This window comes from Bacillus sp. FSL R5-0512 (assembly GCF_038593295.1).
Classification (GTDB): Bacteria; Bacillota; Bacilli; order Bacillales; family Bacillaceae; genus Bacillus; species Bacillus safensis.
Genome location: NZ_CP151982.1, coordinates 305121 through 330136 on the forward strand (window position 1 = coordinate 305121; position 25016 = coordinate 330136).

At 43.4% G+C, this 25016-nt stretch carries 23 protein-coding genes; 20 read left to right on the forward strand and 3 right to left on the reverse strand.

The window, feature by feature from the left end; genetic code table 11:
- Positions 1 to 333 precede the first annotated feature (333 nt).
- From opuAA to NSQ25_RS01685, 5 genes are all read left to right on the forward strand, one after another.
- Positions 334 to 1602, forward strand: coding sequence for a glycine/proline betaine ABC transporter ATP-binding protein OpuAA (opuAA, locus tag NSQ25_RS01665; protein ID WP_034283228.1), 1269 nt, complete (start codon positions 334 to 336; stop codon positions 1600 to 1602).
- 10 nt (positions 1603 to 1612) lie between these two features.
- Positions 1613 to 2458 carry a glycine/proline betaine ABC transporter permease subunit OpuAB gene (opuAB, locus tag NSQ25_RS01670; protein WP_034283343.1) on the forward strand — a complete coding sequence of 282 codons (846 nt, stop codon included), beginning with the start codon at positions 1613 to 1615 and terminating at the stop codon, positions 2456 to 2458.
- On the forward strand, positions 2458 to 3339 hold the full coding sequence (locus NSQ25_RS01675; protein ID WP_034283229.1) for a glycine betaine ABC transporter substrate-binding protein: 882 nt from the start codon (positions 2458 to 2460) through the stop codon (positions 3337 to 3339). Before opuAB ends, NSQ25_RS01675 begins: the two co-directional genes overlap by 1 nt.
- A gap of 107 nt (positions 3340 to 3446) precedes the next feature.
- A complete protein-coding gene (locus NSQ25_RS01680) occupies positions 3447 to 4199 on the forward strand; it encodes an alpha/beta hydrolase (protein WP_120208447.1) in 753 nt (250 codons plus the stop codon).
- A gap of 110 nt (positions 4200 to 4309) precedes the next feature.
- Positions 4310 to 5032 (forward strand): SDR family oxidoreductase, encoded by a 723-nt coding sequence (locus tag NSQ25_RS01685; RefSeq protein ID WP_120208445.1) that lies wholly within the window; start codon positions 4310 to 4312, stop codon positions 5030 to 5032.
- 48 nt (positions 5033 to 5080) lie between these two features.
- Here NSQ25_RS01685 and NSQ25_RS01690 read toward each other — a convergent pair whose 3' ends face one another.
- Positions 5081 to 6208, reverse strand: coding sequence for a M20 peptidase aminoacylase family protein (locus tag NSQ25_RS01690; RefSeq protein ID WP_070326653.1), 1128 nt, complete (start codon positions 6206 to 6208; stop codon positions 5081 to 5083).
- Between the two features lie 153 nt (positions 6209 to 6361).
- On the opposite strand from NSQ25_RS01690, the gene NSQ25_RS01695 reads away from it, so the two are divergent.
- The 3 genes from NSQ25_RS01695 (at position 6362) to NSQ25_RS01705 (ending at position 10623) form a co-directional block, all read left to right on the forward strand.
- The gene (locus tag NSQ25_RS01695) at positions 6362 to 7792 is read left to right on the forward strand and encodes a YfcC family protein (RefSeq protein WP_034283233.1); all 1431 of its coding nucleotides are present in this window, start codon (positions 6362 to 6364) and stop codon (positions 7790 to 7792) included.
- 217 nt (positions 7793 to 8009) lie between these two features.
- Positions 8010 to 8957: an L-lactate dehydrogenase gene (locus tag NSQ25_RS01700; RefSeq protein WP_070326655.1), complete on the forward strand. Its 948-nt coding sequence runs from the start codon at positions 8010 to 8012 to the stop codon at positions 8955 to 8957.
- A gap of 43 nt (positions 8958 to 9000) precedes the next feature.
- Positions 9001 to 10623 (forward strand): L-lactate permease, encoded by a 1623-nt coding sequence (locus tag NSQ25_RS01705; RefSeq protein WP_098677404.1) that lies wholly within the window; start codon positions 9001 to 9003, stop codon positions 10621 to 10623.
- Positions 10624 to 10667: 44 nt separating this feature from the next.
- Here NSQ25_RS01705 and NSQ25_RS01710 read toward each other — a convergent pair whose 3' ends face one another.
- Positions 10668 to 11657, reverse strand: coding sequence for a LacI family DNA-binding transcriptional regulator (locus NSQ25_RS01710; RefSeq protein WP_034283236.1), 990 nt, complete (start codon positions 11655 to 11657; stop codon positions 10668 to 10670).
- 109 nt (positions 11658 to 11766) lie between these two features.
- On the opposite strand from NSQ25_RS01710, the gene NSQ25_RS01715 reads away from it, so the two are divergent.
- The 7 genes from NSQ25_RS01715 (at position 11767) to NSQ25_RS01745 (ending at position 18583) form a co-directional block, all read left to right on the forward strand.
- Positions 11767 to 13092, forward strand: coding sequence for a DegT/DnrJ/EryC1/StrS family aminotransferase (locus NSQ25_RS01715; RefSeq protein ID WP_046313757.1), 1326 nt, complete (start codon positions 11767 to 11769; stop codon positions 13090 to 13092).
- A complete protein-coding gene (locus NSQ25_RS01720) occupies positions 13067 to 13933 on the forward strand; it encodes an HAD-IIB family hydrolase (protein WP_211043915.1) in 867 nt (288 codons plus the stop codon). Before NSQ25_RS01715 ends, NSQ25_RS01720 begins: the two co-directional genes overlap by 26 nt.
- On the forward strand, positions 13930 to 14976 hold the full coding sequence (locus NSQ25_RS01725; RefSeq protein WP_024424339.1) for a Gfo/Idh/MocA family oxidoreductase: 1047 nt from the start codon (positions 13930 to 13932) through the stop codon (positions 14974 to 14976). Before NSQ25_RS01720 ends, NSQ25_RS01725 begins: the two co-directional genes overlap by 4 nt.
- A gap of 54 nt (positions 14977 to 15030) precedes the next feature.
- Complete coding sequence (locus NSQ25_RS01730) at positions 15031 to 16221, forward strand: MFS transporter (protein WP_326136081.1); 1191 nt, start codon at positions 15031 to 15033, stop codon at positions 16219 to 16221.
- Between the two features lie 92 nt (positions 16222 to 16313).
- Complete coding sequence (locus NSQ25_RS01735; protein ID WP_024424337.1) at positions 16314 to 16943, forward strand: LysE family translocator; 630 nt, start codon at positions 16314 to 16316, stop codon at positions 16941 to 16943.
- Between the two features lie 306 nt (positions 16944 to 17249).
- The gene (locus NSQ25_RS01740) at positions 17250 to 17633 is read left to right on the forward strand and encodes a UPF0715 family protein (RefSeq protein ID WP_070326656.1); all 384 of its coding nucleotides are present in this window, start codon (positions 17250 to 17252) and stop codon (positions 17631 to 17633) included.
- A gap of 191 nt (positions 17634 to 17824) precedes the next feature.
- A complete protein-coding gene (locus tag NSQ25_RS01745; RefSeq protein ID WP_070326657.1) occupies positions 17825 to 18583 on the forward strand; it encodes a YqcI/YcgG family protein in 759 nt (252 codons plus the stop codon).
- Here NSQ25_RS01745 and NSQ25_RS01750 read toward each other — a convergent pair.
- A complete protein-coding gene (locus NSQ25_RS01750; protein WP_034283246.1) occupies positions 18578 to 19894 on the reverse strand; it encodes an amino acid permease in 1317 nt (438 codons plus the stop codon). The two genes, NSQ25_RS01745 and NSQ25_RS01750, sit on opposite strands and share 6 nt — an antisense overlap.
- A gap of 112 nt (positions 19895 to 20006) precedes the next feature.
- On the opposite strand from NSQ25_RS01750, the gene NSQ25_RS01755 reads away from it, so the two are divergent.
- The 5 genes from NSQ25_RS01755 (at position 20007) to aroD (ending at position 25012) form a co-directional block, all read left to right on the forward strand.
- The gene (locus NSQ25_RS01755) at positions 20007 to 20603 is read left to right on the forward strand and encodes an urea carboxylase-associated family protein (protein WP_034283248.1); all 597 of its coding nucleotides are present in this window, start codon (positions 20007 to 20009) and stop codon (positions 20601 to 20603) included.
- Positions 20604 to 20801: 198 nt separating this feature from the next.
- Entirely contained in the window at positions 20802 to 21623 is an 822-nt protein-coding gene (gene nadE / locus NSQ25_RS01760; protein ID WP_024424335.1) for an ammonia-dependent NAD(+) synthetase, read from the forward strand.
- A 318-nt stretch (positions 21624 to 21941) separates the two neighbouring features.
- On the forward strand, positions 21942 to 22799 hold the full coding sequence (locus tag NSQ25_RS01765) for a citryl-CoA lyase (RefSeq protein ID WP_101677021.1): 858 nt from the start codon (positions 21942 to 21944) through the stop codon (positions 22797 to 22799).
- On the forward strand, positions 22796 to 24229 hold the full coding sequence (locus NSQ25_RS01770; protein WP_326136080.1) for an aldehyde dehydrogenase family protein: 1434 nt from the start codon (positions 22796 to 22798) through the stop codon (positions 24227 to 24229). The genes NSQ25_RS01765 and NSQ25_RS01770 overlap by 4 nt, the downstream gene beginning before the upstream one ends.
- 9 nt (positions 24230 to 24238) lie before the next feature.
- The gene (aroD, locus tag NSQ25_RS01775; RefSeq protein WP_111927559.1) at positions 24239 to 25012 is read left to right on the forward strand and encodes a type I 3-dehydroquinate dehydratase; all 774 of its coding nucleotides are present in this window, start codon (positions 24239 to 24241) and stop codon (positions 25010 to 25012) included.
- Positions 25013 to 25016: the final 4 nt, after the last annotated feature.

Here is a 25016-nt window from a genome sequence, read left to right on the forward strand (position 1 = left end):
AAAAGGTTTTTATGTGACCATTTTCGGGTAAATCCTGTTCAGGGGAATGGTTCGCCCATGATTCAAAAAACCGCTATAACGAGGATTCGACTTATTTTTTAGCACAATTAGGAATTTCCAGTAAAATATTGTCTGATGAGAGGAAATACCCCGTAAAATATGTAGTTTATGAAGCATTCTATAGGATTTACGAGTAATACGGCGTATAAACTCTAATGACCAGACCTCTATATGGAATTCATACATATTGTGGGGAAATAAGCGAATTCTAAAGATTGTTCGCATCATAACGCTTATGTTACGGTTATAAAGATGCTAATTTGGAGGGAAAATATGAATTCTGAAGAGAGAAATATCAAAATCAAGATAAATAATGTATCTAAAATTTTCGGTAAAAATGCTAAAAAAGCATCTCAAATGCTTGAAAAAGGGAAAACAAAAAGAGAAATCCTAAAAGAGACCGGCGCAACTGTTGGTGTCAATCGAGCAAATTTTGATGTTTATGACGGCGAGATATTTGTCATCATGGGGCTATCAGGGAGCGGAAAGTCCACACTTGTGCGGATGCTAAACAGGTTAATCGAACCAACCTCCGGTGAAATATATATTGATGGGGATATGATAACAAATATGTCAAAGGATCAATTGCGTGAAGTCAGACGGAAAAAGATCAGCATGGTTTTCCAAAACTTCGCATTGTTCCCGCACCGTACAATTCTTGAGAACACAGAGTATGGTCTTGAATTGCAAGGTGTAGATAAAGAAGAGCGCAGATCAAAAGCGCTTGAATCTTTAAAGCTTGTTGGACTTGAAGGCTTTGAAGAGCAATACCCAAATCAATTAAGTGGTGGTATGCAGCAGCGTGTTGGATTGGCACGTGCTTTAGCAAATGACCCTGACATTTTATTAATGGATGAAGCATTCAGCGCACTAGATCCATTAATTCGGAAAGATATGCAGGATGAATTGCTTGAGCTTCATACATCTGTAGGAAAAACGATCATTTTCATTACCCATGATTTAGATGAGGCGCTTCGTATTGGTGACCGCATTGTACTCATGAAGGACGGAAATATCGTTCAAATCGGAACACCAGAAGAAATTCTGATGAACCCATCGAATGAATATGTTGAACGCTTCGTTGAAGATGTTGACCTTTCTAAAGTATTAACCGCTGGTCATATTATGAAACGTGCAGAAACAGTTCAGATCGATAAAGGGGCACGTGTTGCGCTTACGCTCATGAAAAACCTTGGGATTTCGTCTATCTATGCAGTAGATAAGAAAAAGCATTTATTAGGTGTTATTTCTGCACAAGCAGCGAAAAAAGCAGCAGAAACGGGAGCGTCGCTTGAAACTGTTCTTGATAAAGAATTTACCACAGTATTGGAATCAACGTATTTAACAGAAATCTTTGATGCAGTGTCTGATGCGGCAAACATTCCAATTGCAGTTGTAGATGAGAAAAACAGAATGAAGGGCATTGTGGTCAGAGGTGCATTGATTGGTGCATTATCAGGTAATGATGAATATATCAACATGTCTTCTAACAAGCTAGAGGAAATTAAGACACAAGAGCCTTCTGCACAGGAGGTAGAATAAGATGTTTAGTATGAGTGATTTACCTAGAATTCCGTTCGCGGATTATATCGATCGATTTGTTGACTGGTTAACATTAACGTTTGGTGGTTTCTTTGATGGCATCACAAATGGATTAGCTGGAACAGTAAATGGAATTGTAGCTGCACTTGGCGTCATTCCATCCATTATTTTAACCCTTATCTTTGCCGGCATTGCTTGGTGGATCAGTACAAGAGGAGTTGCTCTTTTCACACTTATTGGATTTTTACTGATCGACTATTTAGGCTACTGGCATCCAATGCTTCAAACACTTGCACTCGTTTTGACCGCTGTGGTCATTTCCATTGTGATCGGGGTTCCGATCGGTATTTGGGCATCACAGAAGGAAACTGTGCGTAAAATTGTGACACCTATCTTAGATTTAATGCAGACAATGCCTGCATTCGTTTATCTATTACCAGCGATCTTTTTCTTTAACATTGGGGTTGTTCCTGGGGTTGTGGCATCGGTTATTTTCTCCATGCCGCCAACGATTCGTATGACCATTCTCGGTATTAAACAAGTACCAGCGGATTTAATTGAAGCAACTGAAGCTTTTGGTTCAACGACATTCCAGCGTTTATTCAAAGTTCAGCTTCCACTTGCAACAAAAACCATCTTAGCTGGTATTAACCAAAGTATCATGCTGGCTCTATCCATGGTCGTTATTGCCGCAATGGTAGGTGCACCAGGACTTGGTTCAGAAGTATATAGTGCGGTAACGCAGCTGAAAACAGGTATTGGTTTTGAAGCAGGTATTGCCATTGTTATTGTGGCGATTACACTCGACCGTATTACACAAAACATTAAAACGAAAAAAACCAGGGGGAATGCTTAATGTGGAAAAAGTCTCTCTACATTGGGATGACCGCCCTGCTCGTCTTTTTACTAGCCGCTTGCGGTGCACAATCGGATTCAAATGCAAGTGCAGCACAGCAGGTCAATAAAACGATTATTGGGATTGATCCGGGTTCAGGTATTATGGCCCTAACCGATCAGGCCAAAAAGGATTATGGCTTAGAGGATTGGACGGTTGTGTCTGCATCAAGTGCAGCCATGACGGCAACGCTCAAAAAATCATACGACCGTAAAAAACCAATCATTATCACTGGCTGGAATCCACACTGGATGTTTTCCCGCTATGATTTAAAATATTTAGATGATCCAAAAAAATCTTACGGTGAAGCGGAAGAAATTCATACGATTTCACGTAAAGGCTTTGCGAAGGATCAGCCGGAAGCAGCTAAAATGCTTAGTCAGTTTAAATGGTCTCAAGATGACATGGGCGAAGTCATGATTGATATCCAAGATGGTGTGAAACCAAAGGATGCCGCCTTAAAATATGTGAAAAAACATAAAGACCAAGTAGCGAAATGGACAAAAGGCGTGAAAAAGTCGAATGGTGGAAAAGTGAATCTTGCCTACGTTGCATGGGATAGTGAGATTGCAAGTACCAATGTTGCAGCAGAAGTATTGCGTGAACTCGGGTTTAAAGTAACTTTGACTCAGGTTGAAGCAGGTCCGATGTGGACAGCAATTGCAACCGGAAGTGCGGATGCATCATTATCCGCTTGGCTGCCAAATACGCATAAAACGTATGCAGCGAAGTTTAAAGGAAAATATGATGACCTTGGTACAAGTATGAAAGGTCTTCGAATGGGGCTAGTTGTCCCGACATATATGAAGAACGTAAACTCCATTGAGGATTTGAAAAAATAGTCAATGATGTAGTGGTTCCCTTATAATAGAAGGGAGCATGTTGAAAAAGCAGTCTGCTCAAAAAGCGGCTGCTTTTTTCTTATATAGAAGGATGGAGTTGTCGGGCGATGGATAAGTCAATCATGATTTTTCTGCATGGTGGAGGAGTAAGCAGCTGGATGTGGCAGGAGCAGGTTGAAATATTGAAAAACACGTATGAATGCTTTGCCCCTGATCTCATTGGACACGGGACAAGAGCAAAAGAACAGATATTTTCAATGAATGAAAGCACCCGTGAAGTCATCTCATGGATCAAGGAAAACGCGAATGGCCGTCAAGTGATTCTGATTGGATTTTCTTTAGGTGCGCAGATTGCCGTTGATGTGTTATCAAGAGAGCCGGATATCGTAGACATAGCAGTTATCAATAGCGCTCTTGTAATGCCTTTGCCATGGCTCCACTTCATGGTCAGGCCCCTTTTGCCAGTGACGTATCCATTATTAAAGAAAGATTGGTTTATTCAGCTCCAAGCCGAAAAGATGGGGCTCCCGCAACATGTACTGCATCATTATGCGGCGGAATCGAAACATCTGCAAAAGAAAACCCTTCTTACGATGTTTCAGGAAAACCTCCATTACAAGCTCCCAGACACGTTTCAGCAAGCGAAGGCACGCATTCTTGTCACAGTGGGAGAAAAAGAAAAAGGCATCATGAAACGGTCAGCAAAAAAAATAACGAATTCACATCCGAAGGCAACAGGCGTCGTTGTTCCCGGTATTGGGCATACATTTACTTTTGAAAAGAAAGAACTTTTTACAGAAATGGTCATAAACTTTATAGAGGCACGTGCATTACCAGTCGAATTAAAGGAAATCCAGTAGCTGCGCCAATCAATAAGTGAAGACGAGCATAAAAGGGGCGCCGGTCTCTTAGAATCTGTATGATATAGATATAAAACGCTTACAGTTTGTGTGTCCTAGAAGGAGGAGCTATGAGTAAAAACTATATCATATTCGGTGCAAGTCAAGGCTTAGGAGATGCTTTTGTAAAGGGTCTTCCATCAAGTGGAGATACAGTTTGGATTGTGTCGCGAAGTGAACCAAGCAGTTTGAACATAGATGACGGTGTACATAGAATTTGGCTGAAAATCGACTTATCAAGCGAAACACATATCCCTTATATGCTCGAAGCACTTGAGAACAAGACGATTGATGTACTCATCTATAACGTCGGTTTATGGGAAAAACGAGGCTTTGAAGACGATTATTCCTTTGATCACGATCAGCCAGAGGATATTGCACATTTAATCAATGTGAATGTCACCTCAACCATTACGTACATCCAGGCACTGCTTCCTCACGTAAGGAAATCGGAGAATGGAAAAATCATCGTCATTGGCTCAACGGCGGGTCTCGATCATACGAACCTGCCGCAGGTCTCGTTTGTTGCATCTAAATTTGGCCTGCGCGGAATTGTGAATGCACTGAGAGAGCATGTGAGGAAAGATAAAATATCCGTCACCTGTATCAATCCAGGAGAACTTGCGGCGGAGGTTCCGTATGAAGATGGAGCCGAAAAGGCCATCACTCTTTATGATGAAACGAGAATCCCTGTTCAGGATATTGTGGAGCTTGCGAGATGTGTGATTCATTTATCAAGGGTATCTTGCGTGAAAGAAATCAACGTTCCAGCCATGGCAGATCTGAATGCGTAATATAAAGCAGACCACCCGCCCTGAAGAGAAGGCGGGTGGCTTTTTCATTTATGATGAATGCTGCTGGAGTGTTTGATAGACAGCCTCGGTCAAAATCTCAATGCCAGTAAAGATAGCAGAGCGGTCGAAGGTCATATACGGATGATGAAGACCGGGCTTTAAATCACAGCCTAAACCGAGCATCGTGGATTTGATATGCGGAAGCTTTGCTGCGTAAAAGTGAAAGTCCTCTCCACCTGTTGTGACGATCGGGGGATCAAGCTGCTCTTTGCCTAAAACCTGTTCAATTGCATGAGACATGATCTGGACAGCTTCTTCATTTAAGGTGGCGGCAGGCAGACGATGGTCTGTTGAAAGTGTAATGGAAGCGCCAAAGGCATCCGCTACAGAATGAACCGCTTTTTCAATTTCTTTTTCTAGTTCATCCATCACTTCGTTTGTTTGTGCCCGTACATCTAATGTAAAAGAGGCTTTGCCTGGGATGATGTTTGAGCTGCCCCCGCCAGCATGTAAATTGGTCATTTTGACAGAATGCGCGACTCTTGGATCGACATGGATATGCGCGAGTCTCTGCACGAGGGTTGAAGCCACTTCTATTACGTTGACGCCAAGGTGTGGACGTGCACCGTGCGCTTCCTCGCCAATAATGGTGCCGACGTAATGATTACTTGATCCGTGCAATATAGCAGGAGCGCAGCGTCCGTTTAATGTTTCTTGGATTGGGCGCACATGTACGCCATATAAGTAATCGACATCTGCGAGCACACCTTTTTCAATCATTTTCAGCGCACCGCCGCCTCTTTCCTCGGCAGGCTGAAAGATGAAACGGATCGTGCCGTTCGGGCGTTCTTTTTCCTTTAATGCCATGAAGGTGCCGAGAGCCATTGTCATGTGTGCATCGTGGCCGCATGAATGATTGGCTTGAAACTCACCATCTACTTCCTGCCAAAGTGCATCAATATCGGCTCTCACAGCGACCACTGGTGCGCCTTCTCCAATTTCACCGATCACCCCTGTACAGTCGTCAAATGTTTGAGTTTTGCAGCCCAATTTTTTCAATATATCTTCAATATAAGCAGTCGTTTCTGTTTCTTCCCAGCTGATTTCTGGATGGGCATGCAAGTGTTCAAAGATGTCTGTCACGGTTTGTTTCATTTCGTTTGTCAAAGTTGTCATGAGAAGCCTCCTTGCTGACAGATAATCTGTCAAAACATTATTTTAGTGAAATAATATTGATCTTAAATATCAACAGTGTTTATAATATAACACATCATTTGATTATTCTGAAAATTAAGTGAAATTCCGATCGGGACAAAGGGGTTTTGACACATGAAAACAGCGACAGTATCAGCACCAGAGAAACAAAAACGAAAACTTCAAATGCCGGATGCGTATGTTCTCTTATTTATGATTGCACTGATTTGTACAATAGCAACGTATTTTGTACCAGCGGGTGAGTTTGACCGAAAGACATCTGGGGAGATCACAACAGCCGTTCCTGGCAGCTATCACCGTATTGATCAATCACCAGTGAGTCCAGTTGGCTTTTTCACAGCGATACAAGAAGGAATGGTAGGGTCCTCTTCTATTATTTTTCTGATTCTATTTACGGGCGGAACCATTGCCATTTTGGAGAAGACAGGTGCTATTAACGGGATGATTCACCATGTCATCAGCCGGTTTCAAACGAAGCAATTATTGTTTATTTGTATTGTTGGGGGATTATTTTCAGTCCTTGGAACGACCGGAATTGTCGTGAATTCTGTCATTGGGTTTATTCCAATCGGCATCATTGTGGCACGATCCTTGAAATGGGATGCTGTAGCAGGAGCCGCTGTCATATACATCGGCTGTTATGCAGGGTTTAACGCAACGATTTTATCTCCATCTCCATTAGGTTTATCACAAACAATTGCAGAGCTGCCGATATTTTCTGGCATCGGCCTGCGTGTCATTATTTATCTTTGTTTTCTTATTTCTAGTATTGTGTACATCTATTTATATACAAGACGTCTGAAGAATAAAGAAAAGGGAAGCATTCTTGGCGATCAATGGTTTCCTGCTAAGGGGCTTGGCGGAGCCGATGCGGAATCTGTGGACAAGCCTGCATTTACTGGCAGACATAAGCTGATTTTAGCGGTGTGCGGATTGTCACTTGGAGGTTTCTTATATGGCGCACTTCAGCTTGGCTGGACCGATAAGGAAATGGCGGGTGTGTTCATTTTTATGGCTATCGTCGCTGGACTGCTCGGCGGATTAGCTGCCAATGATATTGCGAAAACGTTTATTATCGGGTGCCAAAGCCTTGTATACGGCGCACTTATTGTTGGGATGGCACGCTGTATTTCGGTCATTTTAGAAAACGGGAAGCTGCTTGATACAGTGGTCAATGGCTTGGCGAGTATGCTGACAGGCTTTAGTCCCATCGCTGGTGCGATCGGGATGTATATTGCGAGTGCGCTTCTTCACTTTTTGATTTCATCAGGATCAGGAGAAGCCGTTGTCTTTATCCCAATTCTTGCGCCGCTCGCTGATTTAATGGGCATCACAAGACAGGTCGCTGTAGAAGCGGTAATGCTTGGTGAAGGGGTGGTCAACTGTATCAATCCGACTTCCGGTGTGTTGATGGCTGTGCTTGCTGCAAGTGGTATTCCTTATGTAAAGTGGCTGCGTTTTATGGTGCCGCTTGCCCTCATTTGGTTTGTCATCGGTCTTGTATTTATTTGTATCGGGGTCATGATCAACTGGGGACCTTATTAAATATGTAGGAAGCTGCCGACGAGCGTTTGGCAGCTTTTTTCTTGTGGAAATATGTATGGAGCGGGCGCTTTGAAAGCACAATAAATGTGTTCACAAATTCGCTACATATTTTTTTTGAGCAGCCCTCTTGCAAAAGTTTGTGAAATGTTGCACAATAAGAATGTGAAATACTTCACATAAGAAAAACAGCCTAGTTTTACTCAGGAGGATGAGATAAATGACAAACGAAAAAGTAAACAAAGTAGCCCTTATTGGAGCAGGTTTCGTCGGCAGCAGTTATGCCTTTACATTAATAAATCAAGCAATCACAGATGAATTGGTTGTCATCGATTTGAATCAAGACAAAGCAATGGGTGACGTGATGGATTTAAACCACGGAAAAGCATTTGCGCCGCATCCTGTGAATACATGGTATGGAGATTATGAGGATTGTAAGGATGCAGATATCGTCTGTATCTGTGCTGGTGCAAACCAAAAGCCAGGTGAAACAAGACTTGACCTTGTTGAGAAAAATTTAAATATATTTAAAGGCATTGTAGAAAACGTGATGAAAAGTGGATTCGACGGTATTTTCTTAGTGGCCACAAACCCAGTCGATATTTTGACATATGCGACTTGGAAATTCAGTGGTCTTCCAAAAGAACGAGTGATTGGCAGTGGTACGACGCTTGATACGGCAAGATTTAGATACATGCTCAGTGAGTACTTTGACGCAGCGGCACACAACGTGCATGCGTACATCATTGGCGAGCATGGAGATACAGAGCTTGCTGTTTGGAGTCATGCAAATATTGGAAGTGTGCCGATTACAGAATTAATGAAGAGAAATGATCAATACAAACAAGAAGACTTAGATGAAATCATGGAAAATGTCCGTCATGCCGCTTACCAAATCATTGAGAAAAAAGGCGCCACTTATTACGGCGTAGCAATGAGTTTAGCCCGCATTACAAGAGCGATCCTGCACAATGAAAACAGCATTTTAACTGTCAGCACTTACTTAGATGGAGAGTACGGAGCAGAAGATGTCTACATTGGTGTACCTGCCCTTGTGAATCGAAATGGCGCAACAGAAGTAATGGAGCTCACACTGAACGACACGGAGAAAGAAAAATTTGCACACAGTGTGAATGTGTTAAAAGAGATTTTGGCTCCTCATTTTTAATCAATCAAAAGCAACCTATCTGAGCAGAAAAGGATGAATCACTATGTGGCAGCAAATATATGATCCGTTTGGTAATGAATTCGTCAGTGCATTGGTGGCAATGCTCCCAATCTTGTTTTTCCTTCTTGCATTAACCGTTTTTAAGCTAAAAGGTGTTTTAGCCGCTTGTTTTACCTTAATCGTCAGTTTTGTAACAGCTGTTTTCTTCTTTCATATGCCAGTTGAAAAAGCATTATCTGCTGTGCTGCTCGGTATATCTAATGGGCTGTGGCCGATTGGATATATCGTCATCATGGCGGTATGGCTCTATAAAATTGCCGTGAAATCTGGTAAGTTCGATGTCATTCGTTCTAGTATTGCAGGAATCTCTCAAGATCAACGTCTTCAGCTCTTATTAATTGGTTTTAGCTTTAACGCATTTTTAGAGGGAGCTGCTGGTTTTGGTGTACCGATTGCGATCAGTGCTGCTCTCTTAACAGAGCTTGGGTTTAAACCGCTGAAAGCTGCGATGCTCTGCTTAATTGCCAATGCTGCATCTGGTGCATTTGGAGCTGTGGGCATCCCAGTGATTACAGGGGCGCAAATGGGCAATATGACGCCGCTTGCGTTATCTCAAACCCTTGTATATACGATCCCGTTTATTTCATTCTGTATTCCGTTCCTCCTCATTCTGATTGTAGATGGATTCAAAGGAATCAAAGAAACGCTGCCAGCCTTGCTTGTTGTGAGTGGGACCTATGCCATTTTGCAAGCTGTCACAATGGTGACGATGGGACCTGAGCTTGCCAATATTATTTCTGCCTTGGCAAGTATGGGAGTTTTAGCTTTATTTCTTCGGAAATGGCAGCCAAAACACATTTATCGTGAAGAAGGAGCGCCAGATATTGAACAGAAACAAACGTATCGCGGCGTTGAAATACTGAAAGCATGGTCTCCGTTCTATATTTTAACTGCTGTTATTACGGTATGGAGTCTGCCGGCATTTAAAGCATTGTTTGCTGTAGGAGGACCGCTTAACTGGACGACCATTTTAGTGAAAATGCCCTTTTTACATCAGCAAATTGTGAAATTACCACCAATTGCCCAAATGGAAACACCAATTGATGCGATCTTTAAAATTGATGTCATCAGTGCAACGGGTACTGCCATTCTGATTGCGGTCATGCTGACAGGGCTGTTTAGCAGACATATTACATTAACAGAAGGCGCTGTCTGCTTAAAAGCAGCGGTGAAAGAGCTTTGGGTTCCTGTTCTTACTATTTGTTTTGTCATGGGCTTTGCCAACCTGGCAAACTTTGCTGGACTAAGTTCAGCCATTGGACTTGCTCTTGCCAAAACAGGCGATTTGTTCCCGCTTGTCAGTCCGGTGCTTGGCTGGATCGGCGTGTTTATTACGGGATCTGTCGTGAGTAACAACGCCTTATTCGGTAACCTTCAAGCGGTCACTGCTTCTCAAATCGGCTCACAAGCAGGTTTGTTAATTGGGGCGAATACGACCGGTGGTGTGATGGCGAAATTAATTTCTCCACAATCTATCGCTATCGCTACAGCAGCTGTTGGAGAAACAGGGAAAGAATCTGAGCTCTTCAAAAAAACCGTGAAGTACAGTTTCATTCTTCTCGGTATTGTATGTATATGGACATTCATTCTTGCTCAATTTGTATAGGTTGATAGACTAAAAAAGACTGAGAGAGATCTCAGTCTTTTTCTTTATGTAGATTCTCTTGTCACGAGCCGGGTAGGCAGCTGGATATGTTCACGCTGCAATGGTTTTTGGTCTTGCAGGAGTGCGATCATTTGCTGTACAGACCGCTGGCCAAGCTCTACGATCGGTATGTCAATCGTGGTGATCGTTGGAGCTGTCACCTCACATATGTCTTGGTTGTCATAGCCGATGACCGCTAGATCCTTGGGGATTTGATAGCCATATGAAATGGCCTGTTTAATGAGCCCAGCTGCGACTTGATCATTGCCGGTGAAAATGGCATCAGGTGCTTCCTTCATGTGATGGATGACCTCCATTAAGCGAAAGCCGTCTTCAATGGTAAAAGCCTCTCCAAACAGCCAATCGTCTTGCAGCGGCAAACCGTGAGCAGAGAGTGCATCAAGATAGCCCTGTTTCCTTTGCTTCTGCGCTTCACTGCTTTCTGTATCAAAACAAAACCCAATCGATTTTCGCCCCGACCGAATCAAATAGTCCACCGCTTTATAGGCGGCTTCCCGTTCATCGTATCCAATAATCGGGATGTTTGCTGTTTGATGATATTCATTTGCCATGACAATGGGGCCGTTTGTTAAAAATGGCTCGATCTTTTCCCACTGATTTTCTAATGCCCCCAATATGACCCCATCTACTTCTTTTCTTTTTAATAATTGAAGCCCTTCAAGCTCCAATGCTTCTTGATAAAACGTCTGAAGCACGATGGCTTTATATCCTTGATCAAGGGCTTCTTTTGAAATGCCTTTAATCAATTGTGCAAAAAAAGGATGATCCACAGCTGGAACAGACACAGCAATGGTTTTTGTCTGATGTGACCTTAGTGTGCGGGCTGCTGAACTCGGTGTATATTCCATTTCTTTCATCACCTGTAAAATGAGCTGCCGCTTTTCTTCTGACACATATGGGTGATGGTTTAGCACTCTGGAAACGGTGGTGGTTGAAACCCCGCAGCGTTTGGCAATTTCATAAATTGTACACATATTAACAAATCCTTTACACAAAGTTATTGTTCTGAAATCGATAACATCATTTACAATGTGAAACAAGTTAAATATTAACAAAAGGAATTGATTAATTGGAGGGAATGGAATGCAAATATTGACGAAGATATCAGGTAAAAGCAAGGATTATCTTCCTTTGCTGGATATGATCAATCAAGGTGTTCAAGTAAAGGCCGATTCAGTTGAAAAGCATCTAGCAAATGAAAAGCTGGTGACGTTCCTTGAGCAAGATATAGAGCGCACAGGTTTGGAAAAAATTCTCTTCCATTATAAACAAAATAAGGAAAAAAAGATACCGTTTCTGCCAGTTGACAAACTGATTTCAGAAGATGAAATCGATGATATTATGCAGGTGCTGAAGGAAGTATTGAGCTCTGGCCGTTTTACTTCAGGGCCATATATTCCGACATTTGAAAAGGCGATTGCTGAGTACTTAGGGAAAAAATATGTCATTGCCACGTCAAGTGGAACAGATGCATTGATGATCAGTCTCATATCAGCAGGCGTCCATCCAGGAGACGAGGTGATTTTGCCGGCCAATAGCTTTGCTGCAACAGAAAATGCAGTGCTTGCCATTGGGGCTGTTCCGGTATATGCCGATATTGATCCTGAAACCTACTGCCTCTCACCGAGTGAAATAGAGAAGCATATCACAGATAAAACGGTATGCATTCTACCGGTTCATTTATATGGAAAGCAAGCGGATATGAAGGAGATTTCGGCGATTGCGAAACAGCATGGGCTGAAAATCATTGAAGACGGATGTCAAGCGATTGGCAGCAGCGGCCTTGGCGCTTATGGAGATGGACTTGTTCTCAGCTTTAATCCATACAAAAACCTTGGGGTCTGCGGAAAGGCAGGAGCCATCGCTACAAATGATGAGGCCCTAGCGGAAAAATGCATGGAGATCAGCTATCACGGCTTTGAAGCTGGAAAGAAAAATGTCAAACGCAGTGACTACGGCTTTAATTCGAAAATTGATAATTTGCAGGCAGCGATCGGACTTGAACGAATGAAGTATTTAGGATTGCAAAACTTTAAACGTTTTTATTTAGCCAAGCGGTACATTGACCAGCTGCAACCGCTTGAGGATGAAGGATACATGAAGCTTCCGAAGCTGACGGATGATCATGTCTGGCATCTATTCCCGATCAGAGTGCTGAAGGGAGACCGCGATGAACTGGCAGCGAAATTGCTGGAAATGGGCATAGAGACAGATGTCTATTACCCGGTTCTATCGCATCAGCATCAAACAAATCTTGTTTCTCAAAAATATAGACAAACGACACTTCCACACACGGAAAAAGCAGCACAGCAATTACTTCACTTGCCGCTTTATCCAGGAATGCCGCTGCAAGATCAGGAGAAGGTCATCGAGGGGGTTCAACATGTTATCAAGTCTTCCATTCAATAAAAAACTGCTGAATCAGCCGAAGAATCCGCAGTGGATCGTCTTCTGTGATTTTGATGAAACGTATTATTCTCACGGAATGACAGAGGAGCAGAGAGAGGATATCAAGCGGCTGGAAGCCTTTGTAGCAGAAAAGAGTGAAACAGGACAGCTCTTGCTGGGCTGGGTGACGGGAAGCAGTCTCGATTCTGTCACGAGCAAAATGGAAAAGGGCGGTTTTCATCAATTCCCGCATTTCATTGCGTCGAACTTAGGGACTGAGATTGTATATACATCGGATGCTCATTTTGGACAGCCAGATGCAGAGTGGATGAAGCGGCTGGATGCGCAGGGCTTTTCAGATGAAAAAATCGAAGACATCCTAAAAACTATCCGAGAAAAGGGAATTTCCCTTAGGCCGCAAACGCAGCTGGGCAGCTCAGGGTATAAGAAGAATTTCTATTATCAGGAGCAGGATGAGCGGACGGATCTTCATCATCTATCATTTATCCAAACACTGGCTAAAGAGCGAGGCGTGGCGGTCAACATCAACAAATGCAACCCGCTTGCAGGAGATCCTGCGGATTGCTATGATGTTGATTTTTTACCAGTCGGAACAGGGAAGGATGAAATTGTACGTTTTATGCTGAACCAATATGATTTATCGAAAGATCAAGGCTTTGCCTTTGGTGATAGTGGGAACGATTTGCGGATGCTTCAATCCGTCACACACGGTTTCCTTGTCCAAAATGCGACAGCCGAAGCCAAACGGCACCATCACCAAATTTGTCATCATGGGTATGCAAAAGGAATCTATGAAACACTGAAAACAGTGATGTATAAACATGAGGAGGCACATTCATGAAGAAAATTGGAATTGTTGGAGCAGGGAATATTGCAAAAGCACATGCAAGAGCATTATCAACGATCAAAGGTGCAGAATTATCCGGTGTCTATGATTTGCATGAGTCGGTCGCACAGGGATTCATTAAACAGTACGGCGGACGTGTGTATTCAAGTATCGAGACACTGGCAGATGCATCTGATGGATTGATTATTGCATCTCCTAATTTTTGTCACAAGGACCATGCCCTTCAGTCGCTAAGAGCAGGACAGCCGATTTTATGTGAAAAACCGATGGCTGTGTCGCTGAAGGAAGCGAAGGAAATGGTGGAGACAGCCAAACAGTTCCAAGTTCAAGCCAGTATGGGCTTTAACTATCGTTATTTATCCTTTGTGAATATATTGAAAAACTTGATTGCTAACGGTGAATTAGGACGCATTTTAACTGTTAGAACTCATTTTAAGAAAAACAGTGCCCTCAGAAGAAAGACATTTTCATGGAGAGACAGCGGCGAAAGTCTGCGTACGAGCGGTGCACTAGGGGATCTTGGCATTCATTTGATTGATATGCTGTGGTACTTATTTGGCAGTGAAATGAAGAAAGAATCACTTAACACCAAGATGCTGACACATGTAAAGGAAAAAGAAGAGAAAAAGGTTCAGGTGGATGATCATACCGAAATTTTCGGGCAGATGGAGAATCAAGTGTTCTTTCATTTGGTGACATCCAAAAGCACGCAGCCTGAGGAATGTGGATTTAGTGTAGAAGTCGTTGGACATGACAAGGTATTCAAATACCATACGAACATGAAAAACGAATATGAAATCAGTGATGGATTGTGTGTGGAGCGTCATCAAATGCCGCAAACTTTGCTGACAGATCCGCCAAATGAATTTTACGGATGGTCCGATACATTCCGCGATCAGCTGATGCATTGGGTGAATACTGATCCATACCCATCTCATATGAAGGTCGCTGATTTTGAAGATGGTTATCGCGCGCAGGCTGCGCTCAATACATGCTTTGAGAGGGAAGAGGCAGTCGTCTCTGCCCAGGCATATTAAAGAGGTGGAGCGGAGGATGTGATGACTCCGCTCCTTTTTAGAGGAAGTGAAAAGATGAAAAAGGTATTTTATTTTGGCTGTGTCTTTTATTTTTTTATTGGGACCATTCATGTGTTTTTTGGCAGCTTAACGCCTTATTTGCTGTCGAGTTACGATAAAGGCCCCGGGGAATTATCATCTTTAATTTTTTTTCAGTTTATTGGTTTTTTGACAGGCGTTCTGTTATCACCCATTCTAGTGAGAAAAAAAGGCTATGGCACTGTGCTGACCATGGGTCTTTTGCTGATGATCGGCTCACTTCTGCTGGGGCTATTGGTGCCGGGCTGGACAACGCTTGTGCTGGCAGGTTTTTTTCTTGGGAGCGGCGCAGGCAGTCTTGAGACAACAGCTGGGGCATATGTCATTTCGATGGCAAATAGTGCAAAGCGAATCAGTATCATGGAGGTCTTTTTTGGATTAGGTGCGCTGTTATTCCCGCTAGTGATTCTGCTGACTGTCACAGAACAGACATGGCAGTATGTGTTTTTATTTCAGGTGGGTGCGCTGACATTTTTCCTTATGCTTTGGCTTGTTTTTATGAACAAACTGCCTCACGGACAGATGGATGCTCCTTCCACAGAAGGGACGAGGAAACCGTCCTTGCTTGTTGATCGAAATAATCGAATGATTGTGGTGATCATGATTTGCTTTGCCTTTTTCTACGCAGGGATTGAAACGAACTTTGCGAATTTTTTGCCGTCGATCATGCTGGAAAAAGGGGGAGAAAATTGGGGCCTCTTTGCGGTCTCTACTTTCTGGACAGCGATCGTCATTGGCAGAACCGTAATTGCGAGAAAAGCCGATCAGCTGCATCCGCTGCGTTTTTTAAAGCTAAGCGCATCTCTGATGATTCTGCTGCTTGTGATATTCGCTCTGACAACCCACATCACCGCGCAGTTGATTCTCATCTTTTTCATCGGCCTTTGCGCAGCGGGCATGTTCCCAATCGCACTGACAGCATCTGCCTTAATGATTGAAAATGCCATCGATGAGGCGACGAGTTATTTTATTGCAGCCGCAAGCTTAGGCGGAGCCTGCTTGTCCTTTTTGATTGGATTTAGTCTGGAATGGGCAGGAGCGGCAAGTGCCGTCTTTGTATTTGCCTTCTTAGCTGTTCTTCTGTTTGCAGCTACGATTCAAATGAATCGTTCTAAGAAAAAAGAAACAATACACGCGCAGCAGTCGGCACTGAAAGCAGACCGCTAAGCATCCGCCTGAAATGATGACAAAGGACTTGTACTAAAACGCAGAAAGTTTGAATAACATGTACAAGTCAGCATCAAAAGGAGGACGTCTATGTGGCGGTGTTTTTTGGTTATATCTTTTTAGGGTTGTCACTTTCAGCGCCTGTTGGGCCAGTCAATGCAGCCCAAATCGACAGAGGGATTAAAAGTGGATTTTGGCATGCGTGGATTTTTGGTGTAGGGGCTATGGCTGCGGATATTGTCTATATGCTTCTCATCTATTTTGGTGTCGCCCAGCTTTTGACTGCACCTCTTGTAAAAACCTTTTTGTGGCTGTTCGGCTTTTTCGTTTTGACCTATACCGGCATTGAAAGTCTGCGTAAAATCAATTTGCAGGAGAGTCCGAAAAAAGACAGCGAAAACACATCAATTGGCAAATCGTTTATGACCGGATTTTTCATTTCTCTTTCTAATCCGCTCAGTATTTTGTTTTGGCTTGGCATCTATGGCAGCATCTTAGCCAATACGATCGAAAAGTATGGAGCTTCCCAAATGCTCATGTACAGTATGGCTATTTTTATCGGCATGCTGATCTGGGATTTCAGTATGGCGCTGCTTGCTAGTTCGTTTAGGCGTTATTTAAGTGAACGTGTTTTACATGGCTTATCCGTTCTTGCAGGTCTATCTTTACTTGGTTTCGGCGCCTATTTTGGGTATCAGGGGATCATGGCGTTGATTGGGTAGAAAAACAGACTGACACATTCAGTCTGTTTCAGCGTGTAGACAAACCCTCGCATTCTTTGTCAGGTCTGCGCTCCGGTGCTCACGAATGTCAAATTCGCTCTGCTCCGATGCTCGCCCTTCCTAGACTGCAAAGGTTTTCTATCACGCTGAATAGAAGACAAAGGGCTAAAATAAAGATCATTTTAGCCCTTTGTCAATAATCTGAAGCAGACTGACACATTCAGTCTGTTTTTTTGTAAGGATTGACAGACATAACACATTCTTGAATAATGGTGGAATATTAAATGGTTTGAAGGAGCTTCTGCTATGCGTATATTTTTGCAAGTATTCAACTATGTGTGTATGTTGATTTTATCAGTCATCACAGCAACATTCGTTTATACGTTTTTATTCATGCCGCCTGAAGTGGGCTTTAGTTATGTGGAGATGACCAGTCTGTTCATTTTGTCCGCTTATGTCACTTTTGCTGCACCGATTCAGTTTGTTTTACACCGGCATCCTAAGAGGTTTCGAAGCCGTGACTTACTGATTTATTTTATTGCGGCATGGCTGGTTTGTTCGGCTTTGGCTTTATGGATTGATTATGGGCTTGTTGTGTTCATGAGCTATAAAGTCTATCTGTTTAGCTTCTGCGCAGCCCTTATTTATTGGGTGCTGGATTCCGTTTTTTTGATGAATAATCGATCGTAGGTATGGCGAAAGGCTCTCTATTAACTTACACTAGTCTGATCATACATAATAGAATAAAAGAAACAAATACCTGCTCAATTTGAATGGAAACCCCATTTTGTCATGCGCTAGGAAAGTCGTTTCAGGACAGTCACCACAGCCATTTGCACCTCATAGGCTATGGAGAAGACGCTAAAACGAGGTGTAAAGAAATGGCCCAGCTGTATGCAAAAAGTTGCCTTGATCAAAATCTACGATCACTAGAAGAATGGAAGCAGGATGCTTTCACACAATTTGGCAAGATGGTAGGAGATGAAGCCGATACATTCCCATGTGTACCCGGAAGACAGGGATTTTTTCTCGATCATTTACGCTATGGGTTTGTCGGTGACCCTAGGAAAGATGAAGCGGTTGATGAATTAGCCCAGCTGCTGAGAGAATATCAAGGCTGTGCGAAAGAAACCGGTCAATATGCTTCATTTATCTGTTTTTTTGAAACACCGCAGGACTTAAAGGAAAGTTCGCTTGAAGAGTTTGAGCAGCAGTTTTGGTCGCTGCTTAAGCGGCTGCATCATAAAGATGAAGAACCGTGGCCTGAGGAGATCCCGTTAGATACTCATCATCATGAGTGGGAGTATTGCTTCCATGGTGAGGCGTATTTTATTTTGTGTTCCACACCTGCTCATAAGCTCAGAAAAAGCCGCCACTTCCCTTATCTCTTGATGGCATTTCAGCCTAGGTGGGTGTTTGAGAAAATGAATGGATCGACCAAGTTTGGACAAAAAATGAGCCAGCTCGTTCGCAAGCGGCTCAAAGCATATGATGAGGTCAGTGTTCATCCATCATTAAAATGGTACGGGGATCCGACCAATCATGAATGGAAGCAATACTTTCTCCCAGATGAAGAGGCGGAGAAACCAGCCTCCGCCAAATGTCCATTTACTGCATTAAAAAACATGATGAAATTATGATGCGGTCTGATCCTGCTTCCACTTTTTCCTCATAAATAGCACCATGATGGCAATCACTGCAATGATCCCAAGGCTGATAAAAAAGCCAGGTCGTCCGCTTGCCTCCGTTAATGTGCCTGATACAGCGGCTCCAATTAAGAGCAGCGCAAGAATCATTTCGCACGTTTGGCGGGTGGATGGCTTGGATAGCTTTTTACTTGAGAACAGAATAAAAATCCATGTGTACAGCAGGGTAAGACCGGCTGCTGTTGTGAGATGCTCGTAGATGTGTTTGGACAAAAAGAGTGCAAGCAAAATCGAGACAATTAAGCCAGCAGCAGTTAAGATAATCGAAGACCATCTCACATGCGATGGATCTTTTTGTTTAAAACAAGCAGGTGCATCCTGATGCTCTGACATTGTGCCGAGCAGCGTTGTGACCGCATAGAGAGAGGCAACCAATGTCGAAAAACCAGCAATAATGAAAATGCCATTAAAGATATGAAGAAAGATCGATAAATGAAACGGCTCTAATGAAGTAATAAATGGACTGCTGTTCTCATTAAAGGCTGTCACTGGGACAAGCAAGAGAGCAAGTCCGATTGAGACGATATAGATGACTGCTAGAATGATCAGCATGACACGTCCAGCTTTTGCCGCATCCTTCGGGTCCTTTAAATGAACCGCCATCAGCCCCATGACTTCAATTCCCCCAAATGCATAAAATGCGTAAATCAATCCATTCCAAAGACCAAGCGGACCAAGAGGCATCCATTCGTGATCCTTGTTAGGCAGATGAAGGGTCGGTTTATGTTCTGTCAAAATGCCGAATAATACAAGCACCGCAAGAATCATAAATAGAAAAATCGCCGCTGTTTTCAGTACCGCAAGAACATTTTCTGTCTTTTGAAAAGAAGAAAGCCCAATGATAATCACGAGCAGGGCAAGAGCGGAATAAATCGCAGAAAACACCCAAAGCGGAACAGAAGGAAACCAGTGGCGGGTAAACAGAGAAATGGCGGTTAACTGACTTCCTGTAATCAGCATTTCTGCAAACCAATACACCCAGCCATTGCTAAACCCTGCCCAGCGTCCGTATGCTTTACGAGCATAGGAACAAAATGACCCTTTATCAGGATTATCAGCTGTCATCGCAGCTAAATGTTTAAAGACGAGATACGTTCCGACTGCAGCAAGCAAAAAAGAGATGCAGACGGAATAACCGGATTTTGTAATGGCGATGCTGGAACCAAGAAAGAACCCAGTGCCAATTGTACAGCCGACTCCGATGAGAGAAAGCTGCCACCAAGATAAAGATTGTTCTTCTTTCAATGCAAGTGCAACACCTTTCTATTTCAATGACATTAGCTTGTGACCGCGTCTTTTTTTTATACATGATCAAGGGGACATTTTGGGCATACTGTCATGGAAAGGAGTGCATGTGATGAACGGAGAACATGTCATTTTACCAAAGGGTAGACTCGGCTTTCGTTTAGGAAAAGGCCAATGTATGCGAGTGGTTGATGTCGAAGGCCAGCAAGTAGCAGATGTGATGGCCTATCATGAAAAAGATTTTTATGAAAAATTTGACCAAGGTGCGACGATGGACAGTTTGTTCTCGTCTAAAGTGAAAAAAGGCGATAAGCTTTATTCTAATTTATATAAACCGATGTTTACGATCATTGAAGATACAGTAGAATGCCATGATTTATACATGCCCGCCTGCCGGCAAGAGATGTATCAGCTTTTATACGGCCGGACGCACTTAGAGGTCATGCATACATGCTACGACAATTTGCGGACTGCCTTTGAGCCCTTTGGAATTCCAAAGGAGGATATGTACTATCCTTTTAACGCCTTTATGAATACAGTCATTGATGAAAAAGGAAAGCTGTCTGTCGAGCTGCCAAAATCGCTGCCCGGTGACTACATTCGCCTGCGGGCTGAAATGGACCTCATTGTGGCCGTGTCTGCATGTCCTGCTGATATTGGGAAGTGTAATGGATCAAGCTGTACATCCATACGGGTAGAAATCGATTAAAAAAGAAAAGGACCAGTCAAAAAAGACATGGTCTTTTTCACTTGTGAATGTTTGATTATCTAAGAAATAGGGGAACGTCTAACAAAATGTTCTTGATGAAAACATGGTATAATGAAGATTCAAAAAACGTTATTAAATCAATGAATTGGGAGTAAAACCTGTTCTCTTCATGTAGAGGATGCTTAGGAGGAAAAGTGTATGAGTTTGCAGAAAAAGATCAGCCAAGAGTTGCATGTGCAGCCCTCAATTGACCCAAAGCAGGAGATCGAAAAACGGGTTGGATTTCTAAAAGAGTACTTGAAAAAAACCGGGGCAAAAGGATTTGTTCTCGGTATTAGCGGCGGGCAGGATTCAACGCTTGCTGGACGTCTTGCACAGCTTGCTGTCAGTGAGCTTCGTCAAGAAGGAAAAGAGGATGCGGTCTTTATTGCGGTACGCCTTCCGCATGGTGTGCAGCAGGATGAAGATGATGCACAGCTCGCCCTATCATTTATTCAGCCAGACAAGTCGTGGAAATATGATATTGCACCTGCCGTGTCAGCATTCAGTGATCAATATCAAAAGGAAACGGGTGGACCATTGTCTGACTTTAATAAAGGGAATGTCAAAGCACGCATGAGAATGATCGCGCAATATGCTGTCGGTGGTGAGGAAGGATTGCTTGTCATCGGTACAGATCATGCAGCTGAAGCAGTAACCGGCTTCTTCACGAAGTATGGTGATGGCGGTGCAGATGTTCTTCCGCTCACAGGTCTGACAAAACGCCAAGGCCGGGCGCTTTTAGAAGCGCTAGAAGCACCGGAACGCCTGTATTTAAAGAAACCAACAGCCGATCTGCTGGATGATAAACCTCAGCAAACGGATGAAACAGAGCTCGGCATTACGTACAATGAAATTGATGATTACTTAGAAGGAAAACCAGTCTCAGATCAAGCAGCAGAAGCGATTGAAAAGCGTTATGTTCAATCAGAGCATAAACGCCAAGTACCCGCTTCCATGTTTGATGACTGGTGGAAATAAAAAGAAACCTCTCCGATGATGGAGAGGTTTTTTTTATGTCGAATTTCAAGTGGATTTGACAAAATAACCAAAAATTCATTAAATTAGTAGAACGATATACTTAAGTCCATTTAACTAAATATCGCTTTTTTTGATCAAAAAAAGCAAACATAATTAGTTCGATTCACTTAATTTCACTTCTATTGACAGTATTTTCAGAAAAAATAATTGACGAACAAAAAGAATGCGCTTACAATGAAACCACATTCCGAAAAGTGAAATCAGGTTCCACTGAATGGAATAAAGGGGTGATTCATCTCCAAATAAGAAGCTAAAGGAATGATTCACACAATGAAAAATCGAAGTGCACTGGAAATTTACAAAGAGGGAGGCGCATGGTGGGAGACTGAGATTAGTCATATTCAAAAAAATTCAATTGAACTACGAGGGTACCCGATTGAAGAACTGATTGGTGAATTGTCGTATCCACAAATGCTCTATTTACTGCTTGTTGGTGAATTATTGGATGATTCAAAAGCAGCTCTTTTTGAAAGTGTTCTTGTCGCAGGTGCGGACCATGGACCAAGAGCGCCATCTATTGCAGCAGCTAGAATGGCGGTGACTTGCGGCATTTCGTTTAATTCCTCTGTTGCAACAGGGGTGAATCTATTAGGTGACATTCATGGCGGAGCCGGAGAGAAGGCCATGCGTATGTTATACGAGGCCAAAGCGGTCTACGATGATCAAAAGGATATACAGGCTGCGGCAAAGCAAGTGTGTCAAACATGGTTAAATCGCAAGGAAAAAATTCCGGGAATCGGCCATCAGCTTCATGATGATGATCCGAGGGTGAGACGTCTATATGACCTGAGTCACACATATGTCCAGCAAGGTCTTATCAGCGGCACATATTTACGGTTGGCCGAAGCGATTAGACATGAGCTTGAACAACTGAAAGGGAAGAAAATCACGATGAATATAGATGGTGTATCTGCTGCCATCCAATGTGAATTAAACATTCCAGCAGAAGCAGCAAAAGGCATTTTTTCCTTATCCAGAGGAATGGGCATCGTGGCGCATGCATATGAGGAGCTCACAAAGGGAGCCCTCGTGAAAGGACCTTGTCCGAATGAAGAAAGATTGGTTCGTTATGCAGGACATGGAACGCGGCACTTGAAGGAGGGAGAAAAAATTTGAGTGGTTTAAAAGCGTTGTCATATATAAACGGCGAGTGGCTGGATACCGGTCGTGTGAAAACAGATATCATCAATCCTTACTCAGGAGAAAGGATCGGAACATCCTATCTCGCCTCATCAGAAGACATAGAACAGGCACTTTCTAGTGCGCAGCAGGCTAAAAAACAAATAGCGGAAATATCGGCAATCGAACGCTCAAAGCTTCTAACAAAAGCAGCCACCTTGCTTGAAGAACAAAAAGACCATTTTGCAAAACTGATTTCGCTAGAATTAGGCAAACCGCTTAAAAATACAAGAGATGAAGTCTCGCGATCAATCGAGACGCTGGCGCAATCGGCGGAAGAAGCGAATCGATTAATAGGTGAGACCATTCCTGGCAATGTATCATCACGTGGACAGGGAGCAATGGCCATGACATTTAAAGTGCCAGTCGGAGTTGTGCTGGCGATTACCCCTTTTAATGCACCGCTCAACTTAATTTGTCACAAAGTCGGTCCGGCCTTTGCGGGAGGGAATGTCATCATTTTGAAGCCCGCACCGCAAACATCAGCTGTTGCCACAGCATTTGTCAAACTCCTTCTCGAAGCAGGATTTCCTGAGGCTGGTTTGCAGCTTGTGATTGGCGGGGTCGAGGCCGGGAAACAGTTAGTCACTGATGAAAGAACGAATCTCATCTCTTTTACCGGCGGGGCTGCCGGAGGCGAACACATTACAACCTCTGCGGGATTGAAAAAGGTACTGCTCGAACTCGGAGGGAATGGCGCGACGATTGTTCATCACGATGCAGATATTGAACAAGCCGCATCCATGTGTGCCAAAACAGGCTTTAGTAATTCCGGTCAAAGCTGTATTTCTGTTCAAAGAATTTATGTCCATCAGCAAATGATGCCGTCGTTTACTGAGGTATTAAAACAAAAAGTAGAGCAGCTTGTCGTTGGAGATCCGCTGTCCAGTGAGAGTGATATCGGCTGTATGGTTGATGTCCAGGCGGCAAAGCGTGTTGAGGCATGGATACAAGAGGCAGAGAGCATGGGTGCCCACCTTTTATGCGGGGGGAAAAGAAATGGAGCGAGCATCACACCGGCTATTTTGCTAAACACTCCGAAACAGGCCAAGGTCGTCTGTGAGGAAGTGTTCGGGCCAGTTGTCAGCATTCTCCCTTATGAGGAGCTGGAGCAGGCCATTAAAGAAGCAAATGATAGTCGATATGGTTTGCAGGCAGGGATCTTTACGAATCAGCTGGATGTGGCGTTACACGCAGCAAAAGAGCTTGAAACTGGCGGGGTTGTCATCAATGGGACATCGAATTTTAGACTGGATCATTGGCCTTATGGCGGGATTAAGCGAAGTGGCCTTGGAAGAGAAGGTCCGCGTTTCGCCATTGAGGAGATGACCGAAACCAAAATGGTCGTGCTTCCACAGGGTTTGTGAAAGGGGCGTATGGATGTGAATGCATTTCAGCAAAAGGTAAAAAGTGTGCAGGCAGGCGGTCAGCCAATGATTTGTACGCCGCTCATCGGACAAACAAAGGAAGAATTATTTCATGAGGTCGAGGTGTTAACTGAGAAAAATCCTGATGTGATAGAGTGGCGGGCGGATTTTTTTCATCACCTTCATGACAAGGAACAAGTGATAGAAACTCTTAAGGGAATGGTAGAAAAGGCAAAGGGTATCCCATTTTTATTCACGATTCGCTCTGAAAAGGAGGGCGGCGAAAGTATATCACTCTCAGAATCTGAGAAGGTTTCTCTGCTTGCCGAGCTTTGTTCCACTCAGCTTGTGGACGCCGTTGATTATGAATTGATGCATGATGTGACACACATACAGCAAGTCAGTCAGGCGGCTAAAAGAAATGGGATCACCTTGATTGTGTCGTATCACGATTTCCAGCGTACCCCTGAGGTAGATCGTCTCGTGCAGCTATTCGTCAATGCAGAATCAGTCGGCGCCGACATCGCAAAGATCGCAGTGATGCCGCATTCCTATGACGATGCATTAACACTGCTCTCGGCGACCAGCCATGCGAAAAAGCAGCTGTCAATTCCCGTTATTTCAATGGCAATGGGAGAATACGGGGCTTTTACAAGAATGATTGGCGGACTTTTTGGATCTGTCATGACCTTTGCTGTAGGGAAAGAAAGCTCAGCTCCCGGGCAAGTGGCGATACAGGATTTGAACAATGTTCTATCTATTGTGTTTTCAAAGAATAAGTGAGTAG

What these genes read in the sequence shown, in the direction of transcription:
- opuAA (WP_034283228.1), top strand. Translation starts at nt 334, where the DNA reads ATGAATTCTGAAGAGAGAAATATCAAAATCAAGATAAATAATGTATCT.
- opuAB (WP_034283343.1), top strand. Translation starts at nt 1,613, where the DNA reads ATGAGTGATTTACCTAGAATTCCGTTCGCGGATTATATCGATCGATTT.
- NSQ25_RS01675 (WP_034283229.1), top strand. Translation starts at nt 2,458, where the DNA reads ATGTGGAAAAAGTCTCTCTACATTGGGATGACCGCCCTGCTCGTCTTT.
- NSQ25_RS01680 (WP_120208447.1), top strand. Translation starts at nt 3,447, where the DNA reads ATGGATAAGTCAATCATGATTTTTCTGCATGGTGGAGGAGTAAGCAGC.
- NSQ25_RS01685 (WP_120208445.1), top strand. Translation starts at nt 4,310, where the DNA reads ATGAGTAAAAACTATATCATATTCGGTGCAAGTCAAGGCTTAGGAGAT.
- NSQ25_RS01690 (WP_070326653.1), bottom strand. Translation starts at nt 6,208, where the DNA reads ATGACAACTTTGACAAACGAAATGAAACAAACCGTGACAGACATCTTT.
- NSQ25_RS01695 (WP_034283233.1), top strand. Translation starts at nt 6,362, where the DNA reads ATGAAAACAGCGACAGTATCAGCACCAGAGAAACAAAAACGAAAACTT.
- NSQ25_RS01700 (WP_070326655.1), top strand. Translation starts at nt 8,010, where the DNA reads ATGACAAACGAAAAAGTAAACAAAGTAGCCCTTATTGGAGCAGGTTTC.
- NSQ25_RS01705 (WP_098677404.1), top strand. Translation starts at nt 9,001, where the DNA reads ATGTGGCAGCAAATATATGATCCGTTTGGTAATGAATTCGTCAGTGCA.
- NSQ25_RS01710 (WP_034283236.1), bottom strand. Translation starts at nt 11,657, where the DNA reads ATGTGTACAATTTATGAAATTGCCAAACGCTGCGGGGTTTCAACCACC.
- NSQ25_RS01715 (WP_046313757.1), top strand. Translation starts at nt 11,767, where the DNA reads ATGCAAATATTGACGAAGATATCAGGTAAAAGCAAGGATTATCTTCCT.
- NSQ25_RS01720 (WP_211043915.1), top strand. Translation starts at nt 13,067, where the DNA reads ATGTTATCAAGTCTTCCATTCAATAAAAAACTGCTGAATCAGCCGAAG.
- NSQ25_RS01725 (WP_024424339.1), top strand. Translation starts at nt 13,930, where the DNA reads ATGAAGAAAATTGGAATTGTTGGAGCAGGGAATATTGCAAAAGCACAT.
- NSQ25_RS01730 (WP_326136081.1), top strand. Translation starts at nt 15,031, where the DNA reads ATGAAAAAGGTATTTTATTTTGGCTGTGTCTTTTATTTTTTTATTGGG.
- NSQ25_RS01740 (WP_070326656.1), top strand. Translation starts at nt 17,250, where the DNA reads ATGCGTATATTTTTGCAAGTATTCAACTATGTGTGTATGTTGATTTTA.
- NSQ25_RS01745 (WP_070326657.1), top strand. Translation starts at nt 17,825, where the DNA reads ATGGCCCAGCTGTATGCAAAAAGTTGCCTTGATCAAAATCTACGATCA.
- NSQ25_RS01755 (WP_034283248.1), top strand. Translation starts at nt 20,007, where the DNA reads ATGAACGGAGAACATGTCATTTTACCAAAGGGTAGACTCGGCTTTCGT.
- nadE (WP_024424335.1), top strand. Translation starts at nt 20,802, where the DNA reads ATGAGTTTGCAGAAAAAGATCAGCCAAGAGTTGCATGTGCAGCCCTCA.
- NSQ25_RS01765 (WP_101677021.1), top strand. Translation starts at nt 21,942, where the DNA reads ATGATTCACACAATGAAAAATCGAAGTGCACTGGAAATTTACAAAGAG.
- aroD (WP_111927559.1), top strand. Translation starts at nt 24,239, where the DNA reads ATGGATGTGAATGCATTTCAGCAAAAGGTAAAAAGTGTGCAGGCAGGC.